Source organism: bacterium endosymbiont of Bathymodiolus sp. 5 South, assembly GCF_900128535.1.
Classification (GTDB): domain Bacteria; phylum Pseudomonadota; class Gammaproteobacteria; order PS1; family Pseudothioglobaceae; genus Thiodubiliella.
This window is the reverse complement of record NZ_FQTR01000174.1, coordinates 1-3,227: the sequence shown is the minus strand read 5'-3', so window position 1 is coordinate 3,227 and position 3,227 is coordinate 1. Positions and strand designations below refer to the sequence as shown.

The following is a 3,227-nucleotide window of genomic DNA, read 5'->3' as shown; positions in this document are numbered from 1 at the left end:
GTGCTGGGTGTTTTAGGGCAAGTTTAAGGGTGCTGTCTTTGACATTGTCATCGGGTTCGGTTTGGATTAGGACTTGGTGGTCGTGGTTGGCTAATTGGGGCTTGGTTTTTTGGGATTCTGCTTTTAGTTTGTTGATTTGTTCTTGGTTTGGGGTGTCCCAGTCTTGGAGTTTTTTGTCGTTGTGGGGTTGGGTTTCGGCTAGGTGTGGAGGAGTACGCACAATCACATCTGAGTCTTGGGGTGTTTTTGATAGCCATTCTACGGATTTACCCCCTGCTATTTTCACCCGTACTTCAACATTAACTTTATATTTGTTAGACAGTGCTTCAACCAGTTCTTGATAATGACTGAGATTTTCTGTAGTAGACGCTGAAATAGTTATATTTCTAATAGGTTGCTGGGTAACTTGAGATATAAGGTCTAAGTTTTCCAAAGTCCCCCTTGTCGTAGGATGATCTTCATCACTATGCAAAATTCTGACACGAATGCCAGCATCAAAATCATCACCTCGGAATATTAAGTATTGTTGGCTTGACTCTAATCCTCCGTGTTCTAGAATTACCATTACATTTTTTGACATAAGAGGATCTTTGATAAAGCGTGTATCACCCTTAACTATTCTTACCCCAGAATCTCTATTGCGAGCAGCTAACGATACTTGAGCGTCTTCAGAGTCAGAGTACACCACAACACTTGCATTAAGGCGTCCACCAAGGCTATCTAAATTTTGCGTTTGTTGCAACACATTACCCTGAGCAAACCAGTCGTTATCTTTTGGTGTTTTGATGCTGAGGTGTGCTATGGAGGCACCTGAAGGTAGTACATCTTTAAACTGATGTAACATTTGTTCAGTTTCACTAAAACTTTCGGCTTTAACAAAAACTTTTAATGGGCCCTTTAATTCACTCAGGCGTTTATTGCCGTAAATGCGTTCTATTTTTGGACTGCCATCTTTATCAATAGAAAGACTAACATCATAATGCTCGTCTGTATAAGAATCCACAGGGATTATTTCACCTTTTTCATTAAATGCGTAAGTTTTTTTAAGGGCGTTGGAGCGATATTTTCCAGAAATGCCTTCTACTGAATTTGACATAATTTTTCTGCCATCCGCATCAACTATTACAGGAACAAGTCTGACACTTACTTTGGTGTTACTTACCCCTTTTTTTCGCAACTCAGGTAGAAGTATTTTTACATAGTCACCCCCTAAACTACAGGCAACCAAACTGACTTTCCTCACGCCAGAATCCTTGCCAACAGCCCGATCTATAATACTAATATGTTCGGCAATTTCCTCAATGCTTCTGTTCCTAATGCCTCCTGGATTACCATGTGCATTGATCACAACCTTAATATCACCTTTTGGTATTTCATTTAATTTAAGTCCGTATACAACTTTGTAATTACCATTTTTATCCATACGGACAATGGTTGTATTGTCTGGATATTTTTCTGCCAAGTATGATGTACTTTGAATTATGTCGGGGTCATTTTCTGTCATTATAATAACTTGGCGTTTGTATCCTACAAATGGATCTGTAGTGCGACCCTGTCTTATTTCGCTTGTATCCCATTGTTCAAGTTCAGTTTGAGACTCCTTAGCCACTTGAATCTCATGTTCTATAGCTATGTCTTGTTCTAATTGTTCATGCATTTCAGAACTGCGACTTGAAAGACTCAATAACCACCCACGTATCCTCTTTAATTCTATAACTTTATCACCAACTTCCAGCACTTTAGTTGCTTCGTATTTTTCACGCACAAGTAGTACGGACTGTTGCACGGACTGTTCTGTTCTTCTCAAGTCTTGAGCTTCAATGTCAGTAATAAAATCTTGCAAAACAACATTTATCCTGTTTAATTCTCCTATAATTTCTGAATTTGGGTTTGTTCTTAAATGCTCATCAAAATTTAACTTGAATGCCTTTAAATCAGAATGATAGAAGCCCAATTCATACTCCCGTACTTCATGAAAAGCACGAAAAGCATAAAGAGTTCTAGATAAAAGATCAGAATGCTTACTTTGCTTTTCAGATGTAGATTTAAGCAACTCTTCCAATCTTTGGATTTCTTCATTAAGATTGATCAATGGATTCTTTAACACCCCACTGTGGCTTTTAACCGTTTCAGTTTTTTGACTCATTCCTCCTTTATCTGTATCCCAGCTATAAACGGTCTTGGTGCCTCCTGTTAGCATGGTTTTGGTGCCATCAGCATTGACTTCTATTTGTGTTGTTCTGCCGGTTACTTCGGCGTTGATGGTGCCATTTCCACTGTCATACAATCTTTTTGCAACTAATTGTGCTAAAGAGGTAATTGCAGCTGCAGTGCCACTTGAGGAGGGTTTGTCTGTTTCACAACCTACTAAGGCAATACGACCTTGCTCTGTTTGTTCTATTCTAAGTTTTGTTTGTAAGTTGGTGATATGGGCAGCGAGTTGTTCAGCGCCTATGGCTGTCATTTCAGATCCGTGAGCCACTACATTGATACGGTATTTGCCATTGACATTAAGGTTGACTTCGTTGCCGTTTAAATCATAAACTGTGAGTTTGCCGTTGTCGTCTATTTTGGCAATATAACTGTTGTCTGGGTGTTTTTTGGTTAGGGCATTTGTGGCATTTTTAACGGTCTCATTATCTGAGAGTTGCAGGACTATATTGGTTTGATATTGTGAATTGTTGTCACCTAAATGCTTGCCGTTGTATCTTACTAAAGTGCCTTCGCTGTTGTAAACTCGGCTCTCCACTTCGCCAGTAAGTTCGTTAAAACTATAGTGTGTTTTGGCTTTGCTGTCTTTGTGTTTCCATGCATCTGTACCTGTGCTTGAGGTGAGTTTTCTGCCGTCTGGGCCGATGGCAACATAATCGCTTCTGGCACTGGTGCTGGTAACCCCTATTTCCTTGAGATTTTGTAGTGTTTGTGCGGCGTAAGTACTGGTGCTATTATCAGTTGGGTTGTCTAGGTTGCAACCGACTAAACTGATATGTCTTATTGTTGCATCGTCTGTTAATGCTTGATTGAGTTTGGTGATATTGGCGCTTAACTCAGTAGCACTTCTGCCGCCTAGTGTGTCGCCTCCCTCTTGTGTTTTTCTGCCGTAACCTACCACGGACAATTTAACTCTGCCTGTTATTTTATCAAGGTCAGTGCCGTAAACCACTCGGTAAGTGCCATCTTTTTGCATTTGTACGATGGTGGTTTGTGCTGGGTGTTTAAGGGCAAGC

Annotated in this window: 1 protein-coding gene; it reads right to left on the bottom strand. The window is 40.2% G+C overall.

The annotated features are described in order from the left end of the window. Nucleotides 1-3,227: C80 family cysteine peptidase (locus tag BBROOKSOX_RS09675; RefSeq protein WP_139661464.1), on the bottom strand; the 3,227-nt coding region annotated here is incomplete at both ends.